The organism is Sphaerisporangium sp. NPDC051017 (assembly GCF_040683095.1).
In the GTDB taxonomy this organism is placed as follows: Bacteria; Actinomycetota; Actinomycetes; order Streptosporangiales; family Streptosporangiaceae; genus Sphaerisporangium.
The window spans coordinates 1-7623 of the sequence record NZ_JBFBCI010000120.1 but is presented as its reverse complement, the minus strand read 5'-3'; the positions used below and the strand labels follow the sequence as shown (position 1 = coordinate 7623).

3 protein-coding genes are annotated in these 7623 nt (G+C 67.4%); all 3 read right to left on the bottom strand.

The genetic code is table 11. From position 1 onward, the window contains the following. Positions 1–47 precede the first annotated feature (47 nt). A complete protein-coding gene (locus AB0M95_RS40355; RefSeq protein ID WP_363776889.1) occupies positions 48–410 on the bottom strand; it encodes a hypothetical protein in 363 nt (120 codons plus the stop codon). After that, the gene (locus tag AB0M95_RS40350; RefSeq protein WP_363776886.1) at positions 403–1926 is read right to left on the bottom strand and encodes a DUF3375 family protein; all 1524 of its coding nucleotides are present in this window, start codon (positions 1924–1926) and stop codon (positions 403–405) included. The genes AB0M95_RS40355 and AB0M95_RS40350 overlap by 8 nt, the downstream gene beginning before the upstream one ends. 285 nt (positions 1927–2211) lie before the next feature. Then, on the bottom strand, positions 2212–7233 hold the full coding sequence (gene mobF / locus AB0M95_RS40345; protein WP_363776883.1) for a MobF family relaxase: 5022 nt from the start codon (positions 7231–7233) through the stop codon (positions 2212–2214). Positions 7234–7623 lie beyond the last annotated feature (390 nt).

Genomic DNA, 7623 nt, shown 5'->3' with positions numbered 1-7623 from the left:
AACCTGCGCCTGGAACCTTTCGGCACGTTCCCATCTCCTTCGGACTGTTACCACCCTATCGGGCGGTATGTCCGGAATCTCTGGGGCACCTCACCGAGTTCTGCCAACCGGCTGCGCAGCATGTTCTCGTACTGCAGGACGACCGGCCAGTGCTTCTTGGACTTCTCGGTGATGTGTGGCGCTGCCACCAATTCCTGCAACGCCCAGCACACCTCGGCGGGCAGCTCGCTGGTGTCGCCTGGAAATCGCGGCGGTCGGGCTCCCGAATCGACGACCGTTCCTCCCGCGTCGTTGGGGGCGTCATCGAACACCCCTTCCATGTCGAACGCGGCGATGGGTGCCTGTTCGACCGCGAGGTCAGGGTGATCGCCGAAGATGTCCGCGAAGTTCGGATCACGGATCTCAGTCATCGCCAGACCCTTTCACGAATGTGAGCGTGCGGCGGCCGGTGAGAGCGGTGCGTGGGGGCGTGGGGAGGAGCGGGTCAGGGAGTTGGTCGGCGAATACCAGGTAAGGGACGTGCAGGTCACGTTGACCGCAGTTGGTGGTGACCTGGACGGTGACGTATGTGCTGTCGTCGACAGCTCCGTGATCGGTCGCCAGGGACCATATGCCGATGACGTCCCCGGTTCGTGGCTCAGTCAGTTGCTCCAGTACCTCCGGGAGTGTTGCAAACCCGCCGTGCGCGTCGATCGCCGCATGTACCGCGGCGCGGAGCATGGGCCAATTGATTGCCTCCCGGCCAGCCAGTGCCGCAGGATCGATCTCGAACTCGTCGCCAGAATCGACCGGTTCGGGGAGAGTGGCCACCCCCTCGTCCAGCCGTAGTCGTCCGACCGATGCCGTGGCGAGCCCGCTCATCGGGACAACGAAGCCGATATCGCGCCCAGGATGAGTACGCTTAAAAGCTTCCGCTGCGGCCGCCTGCGCCTCAGTGATGCGGGTCCGCATGCTGCGGTAGTGCAAAGCGTCTCCACCACGCACGAAGTTACTCATCCGTCGGAACGCCACCCGACGCATGTCCTCGACCTCCTGGACACGCTGCCACATGGTTTCAATGAAGCCGCTAAGCGTGTCGGCCAGATGGGGCGGCAGGCCCTTCACCCTGGTGATGATCTCGTGGATGTCGGCTTCCATATGCGTGCGCTGGGCGGGAATCCCTACCAACTCAGCGAATGCCCGGAACGCCTGTCCCTCGGGGGAGGAGGCGATCACATCATGACCATCGAACATCCGGATCAGCGACTCGGCGAACTCGGCCGGGTTATCCGTCAGGCTCTGCCGTAGCAGCGTGGCAGTGTTGGCGTGCATCTGTTCCCCATAGCGCGCCAGGTCGGTGGGGATCCGCTCGATCAACTGCGCCAGAGCGGTCACCTTGTCGACCAACTCGGTGGCGCTTACCTCGGGGAGCTCACCACGGTCCAGAGCCTCCCGTTGCGCCACCAGTGCGGCCATCTGTTCGTCGATCGCCTTGCGGTGGACTTTCGGGTCGGGATTGGCCTGCGTGGCGATCTGCCGCAGTCCCGCCATCACCATCGCCAGCGCCGACTCGGTCGCCACCGACCCCTGCCGCTGCAGATTCCGCATCTGCTGCACCGCCTGGCTCGCGCCCGAGGTCAACTGGTACCGCTCCATCCGCGTGTCGGGGTCGACGCTGCGGTGCACCCATCCCTTCTTGGTCCACTTCGTCAACAGCGCGGCAGCGGCGGGGAGCTGGTCGCTTTCCTGATGGCGGACGTGGCGAAGCAGATCCAGGTCTTCCTCCAGCATCGCCGTCAACGTCAATCCGTCAACGACCTGGCCGTCACCCAGCCGCGCCGACATCAACGTCAGATACAGAAGCGCATCGTGCGAACGCAGTAGGGACATGGCCACATCAGCGGTTGAGTTCTGTCCGAACTCCGTGTAGATGACGTCAACCTGCACAGCCGCCTCCGGTTGCCAGTCCTAAGGGCGATCCCGTAGTCGATTGTGCGGCCAGGCACCGACATTCCTCTGCCAAATAGCTCATCTGACTGGCCTCCAAGAGATCAATCAAGATCGAGTTAGTCCACCGTTGAGACCTTGGAATGCTGGGAGCGGCGGATGCTCTAGGGGAATTCGGGACTGTAGAGACCGTACAAACGCTGGGTACTAAATGGCCCCGAGTTGGGGACACTTCAGTACAGAGCTGCTAGAAAGCGATGTCTCTTCAGTATGGCTCGTTTGCTGTCAGTGGCCGTGTTGGCGTTCCTGGCGCGGGTTCTGCTGCTGGGCCGGCGGTTGAAGCTGACCAGAAGCCTGGGTGCCCTGGGCTTGCTGACGGCGTGACTGGAGACGTTGTTGTTGCTGTTTGCGGCGGGCTTGTGTCCGCAGTTTCGACAGGCGGACTCGCTCCATACGGGCGGCTCGTTCGGCGTCTCGTTGCGCTTTGCGGTGGGCGGCTAGCTGGGCTTCTACCGGCTGCTGCTCGGCTGTATGGCCGCCTTGGGGGCGGCTGTCGGTCGCTTCGCGCTTGACGCCGTCCAACAGGGATTCGGTGAGATGGCCGCGCTCGAGGAGGACCTGGTGCAGTCCGCGGGAGTTGACGGGCTGGGTTATGGCGAGGTCGTCGATGCTGTGCCGGTTGCCGAACCAGAGCTCTCCGAGTCGCTGGACCACGGCGGTGTGGACAGCGGCGCGGTCGTCGTCAGGCAGCGCGAGATACACATCGACGGCGATCTGGAGGCGAGCGGGATCGAGCTCAGGGTGTGCCGGTTCGGGTTCGAGTCCGGCGATGGTACGGGCGGCGACGATCGAATTGACGGCGTGCCAGTACCCGGTGTGCTCGGGCCGGCCGGGTTCAGGGTAGGGGCCGAGGATCTGACGGGGGTCGTCGGAGACGACCTTCTGCTGGTCGCGGTAGGCGGCGATGATCCCGACATGGCGGGTCCATTCGGTGCGCTGGTGCGGCTCGTCTGGGGCGAATCCCAGTGCCGCGGACCACGCCGGCCGGGTGCTGGTCGTGATGTCGGCAAGGTGTCGAATGCGCGCCGAGATCAGGTCCTCGGCCTGTCTCATGTAGCGGATGAGCTGGTGGTCGGGATCGCGGTGACGGTCGCCGGGGATGAGCCAGGGCAGGGGCGAGGTCTCCTGTCGGGCTTCGACAGGGGAGATCTGGGTGGCGGCGTTCTCGGCCTGGTGAAGAACGTCTGGCAGCGTCGCCGCCTGGCTCAGGTCGAGGGCCTTGGTGAGGTCGGCTCCGTTCTCTTCGAGTCCCTTGAGTGTCCAGGCGAGCAGTCGCCAGTCGGTTCGCTCCGGGAGCTGTTCCCCCGTTTGGCCGGGAGCGGATTGGGCGCTGAGATAGCGGCCGAGCCGCCAGGCAAGAAGCTGGCTGGCGGACTGCGCTGAGGAGAACTCGCGGGACTGGGCGACGCGCCGGATCATCTGTACGAGGTCGTGCCCGTCGCGTTCCGCGCGGCGCAGGGCGGCGCCCAGAGCGGGCCAGGTGGGTTCGGCGCGTAGCCGGTCCGCGGTCTGAACGCCAAGGGCTTCGGCCGTCGTGACGGCGGGTTTGAGCTGGGCCGGGACGGTTATCGGGCCGGCGGCGGGGTCCGCGTCCAGAAGGCGCCGTACGGTTCGCGAGAGCGGTGCGAGATCATCGATTCGGTGCTCGGGACCGGTGCCGGCCGTCGTGGTGATGGTCTGGATGAGGGAACCGACCAGGCCAGGGATGTCACGGCCGCTACGCTCGGCGGCGGCCAGGCCGGCGGCGAGATGAGGCCAGGAGCGGTGGTTGACGACCTGTGAGACGGGCACGCCGAGGGCGTGCGCGGTCGTCTCGGCATAGCCTGCCAGTGCTTCGGAGGAGACATGGGCGCTGTGGCTGGTTGAGGGCTGCCTGGTCAGGATGGCGGGGGCGCGGGTCGCGTCGGCGGGGTCCAGGACGCTTCCTCCGGCGAGCGGGTGCAGCAGGCCGGCGTATCGGATGGTGTCGCTGAGGGTCGGCTGGGCGAGCGGGCCGAGCGCGGGACGGTCCTGGACATAGGCGTTGATGCGCCATGCCAGCAGGCGTCCCGGCGTCTGCGCGGTCAGCAGGCTTGCGTCTCGGGCGGTGGAGGCGAGCAGGTGCCGGGCCGGCCAGTTGAGGGTTTCGGCGTGGGTGAGGGCGGTGACGGCCGAGGGCCAGCCGTCGCAGCTGGTGAGGGCGTGGGCGAGCGGCCGGGCCAGGATTTCGGACGCGAGCCGGGTGTAGTGCTGGGTGGCCAGCAGCGTGGCGGCGTACTGGTGGCGAGGGACGAGCACGGCGAGGGATCGGGCGTCTTCGGCGGCCTGGCGGATGCTTTCGGTCGCGGAGAGCTCGTTGCCTTCTCGGCCGAGGATGTTCTGCAGGACCTCGCGGGCGGCGTACTGGCGGGCGTCGTGGCGGACCCGGTCGAGGCGGTCGTCGGGGTCATAGGCGAGCAGTTCGTGCGTGACGACGTGCAGAACGGTTCGCTGGCGGGCTCGGGAGAGGATGACGTACAGATTCTCCCTGGTCATCTCCGCGGTGATCAATGGGTGGGCGGTGTCGACGGTGGAGCCCTGCGCCCGGTTGGTCGTCGTGGCGTAGAGCAGCTCGACGTCGGAGGCGACGTAGTCGGCGGGCAGGCGTACGGTTCCGCGGTGCTCCAGGTGCCGGGCGGTCAGCGAGCCGTCGTCGTGACGAGAGACAACAGACCAGGCGTCGCCGTTCTTCACCCAGTCCTTGCCGCTGTGGACGCGCAGCTTCCGTTCGTTGTGGCGGGTGACGATCCAGTCCCCGGCGCCGGCGAGGTTCCCGTCATGAAGCTGGACACCTCCGGCTTCCACCTGACCGGCTTCGACGCGGTCCAGGCGGGCCTGGGCGGCGAGCGCGGTGACGTTCACTCCGGTCGCGGCGGCCATCAGCGCGGTACGCCCGGCGAGCATATCCGCCTTCCAGTTCGCGTAGGACTCCTCGATCATGGCCTGCTTGGAGCCCGACCGGATCCGGTTCTCACCGGCGTAGAAGTCCAGGCCGGCGGAGTCTCCGACCCGGATCTTCAGGGTGGCTTCGGCCTCAGCGGGGTTGTCGAACCGGTAGAGGACGTTCAGCTCGACCGCGCCGACCTCGGTGGCGATCAGGCGCAGCGCGCCGCCGGACTCGACCGCGCCGAGTTGCCGGTAGTCACCGAGCAGCCGCACGACCGCGCCACGTTGAGCGGCGATCTGCACGAGCCGGTCCAGCAGGAGGGTACCGGCCATCCCTGCCTCGTCCAGCAGCACCACATCGCCGGAGTTGAGGGCGAACATGCGCGCCCACTCGGGCACGTGCTGCCCGGAACGGAGCTGGGCGGCGTAGCGTCCTGTGGTGTACTCGTGGACGAATTTGTGCAGGTTCTCGGCCCTGACACCCAGCTCCTTGCCCAGGACGTCGGCGGCTGCCGAGGAGGTGGCCAAGGCAACGATCCGCTGCCCGGCCTGTCCGGCGACGTGGGCGTACGCCCGCATGGCGGTGGTCTTTCCGGCTCCGGCAGCGCCGAGCCCCGCGACGATCAGCCGGTCGTCGGTCGCGAACGTGGTCACGAGCCGGCGCTGCCCGGCGTCCAGCTTGATGCCACGGGCGTCGAATCCCTCCAGCGCCGCGGCGACCTGACCGCCGGCCAGCCCGACCGCGGTCCGGGTCCTCGCCGCGGCGACCAGACGGTCTTCGGCATCCAGGATGAGGCGGCTGGTGAACCGCGCGGAGGCATGTTCGACGAACACCGACGCCCCGTCGGACCGCTGCAACAGTTCCGGCTCGGACAGCAGACCGGGCCCATCAACGGTCACCGACACCGCCGGCGACAGGCACTCCTCAACGATGCGGGCGACCATCGAATAGTGCTGATCGGGGGAGCCGAAGACCAGCTCGCAGCGGGCCAGCCGTTCGGCTTCGGCGCGCAGATTCCACACCGTCCACGTGGAGCGCATCTCCGAGACATTCTCTACGACCTGCCTCGCCATGGCCGTGACGTCGACTTCGGCAGAGGGGTTGCCCCCCAGGGGGAGGCTGTCAGGGACGGCGCTCATGAGGCGGCGGATCGCGTCCACACCGAACTTCTCGGTGAAGGACTGCGTCCAGTCGGTCCGCATCTCCTCCAGCGAGCGCGCGGTCTTCTTGGCGTCGCGGGTTTCGAGGTTGGCCTGCCGGGCGAGCTGGTGGGCGACCTGCCTGTTCGGGTCGTAGCCGTGCTCGCGGCGGAACCGGCGCAACAGTTGCTCGTACCGCGCTTCGATATCGGTGCGCCGGGATGAGAAGAACTCGATGAACTCCAGCGGGATCCCCGTGATCTCCCGGATCGGTTCCCGGTCCTCACGGGTATCGGATCGCTCGGTGAAGGTGACCGGGATCCGCCGCCGCAACTCGGTCTCGAACGCGGTGTTGTAGAACTCGCTGGCCGCGACGGTGACCCGGTAGAGCGCACGCGCGTCCAGGCTGCGCCACTTGCCGTCGACACCCTGGATCTTGCTAGAAATCGCGACATGGGTGTGCAGGTTCGGGTCGCCAGCCCGGCTGTCGTAGTGATCGAAGACGGCGGCGATCAGGCCGCCCGTCTCGATCTGCGCGACGCCGCCCTTACCGGTACGGGTGAACGCGGCATGCTGCTCCAGCATGTCCAGCGCGGCGTCGCGCGCGGCCTCATGGGCTTGGCGGACCGCCTGTCGTACCTCCGGACGAGGGTCCAGCGCCCACAGCAAAGCAGCCGACTTCACCGGAGCGAAGACCACGTCGAAGCCCGCCACGGCCGCCCGCGCCCGGCGAGATTCCTCGGCCTGGACCCGCTTCACATCGGTAGCGGTAGCAGGCCGCCCGGTCTCCCGCTCGATGACCTCCAGGCGCCTGTCGACACGGGTCTTGAAGTGCTCCAGCGGCGTGTAGACCGGGAACCTCAGGCCCAGTGTCGCCGCCCGGATCGCCTTTGCCTGGAGCGCCTCAAGCTGCCGTTCGGTCATCCCCGCCTTGATGTTCTCGGCGAGGTACTGGTTCACGATGGCATCCGCGCGAGGGTGCATCCCGGCCCCGTACAGGGCCTTCATCTGGTCCTCTGTGACCTGCTCACCTTCCAGCCCAAGTAGGCCGACGCCGCGCCCCATCCATCTGCCCGGCGGGTTGCCCTTGGCGGTGTAGTACTCGGCCGCGGCCTGGCCCTGTTCCCACTGGACGTCGCCGCCCGCGACCTGCCTGGTCAGGTACGTGTAGCCGTCGCCGGCCGTGAGCTTGTGGATAGTCATCAATGCGACCACCTCGGTATTCCGGGGCACTGCGAAATGCTCCGCCGACGACTGAGGCGGCCTGCGGAAAAACCTGTGGATGCGGTTCGACCGGCCTTGGAGGTGCGCGTCGGGCGCTTGCGAGCACCGGGTCGGCGGGCCACTCGCAACCGTCCCACCGAGCGGTCCCGGGCGTCACTGCGACCCCAGCTCGCGCAGTCGAGCGAGCGATCTTGCTGGAGGTGCAAGAGGTGTCTTGTTGGCTTTCGGGCTGAGGGGAGCAGAGCTTCGCGAACGGTGGGCGAGCGGTGCGGAAGCGAGAGCGAGCCTACGGAGGGGCGCGCGCAGGGCGGGAGCGTACGCGAGAAGGCGTATTGGGGCTGGCGTGCGCGTTCGCACCACGTGAGGTGG

Excerpts from the sequence above, each read along its gene's own strand:
- AB0M95_RS40355 (WP_363776889.1), bottom strand. The coding sequence starts at position 410 with ATGACTGAGATCCGTGATCCGAACTTCGCGGACATCTTCGGCGATCAC.
- mobF (WP_363776883.1), bottom strand. The coding sequence starts at position 7,233 with ATGACTATCCACAAGCTCACGGCCGGCGACGGCTACACGTACCTGACC.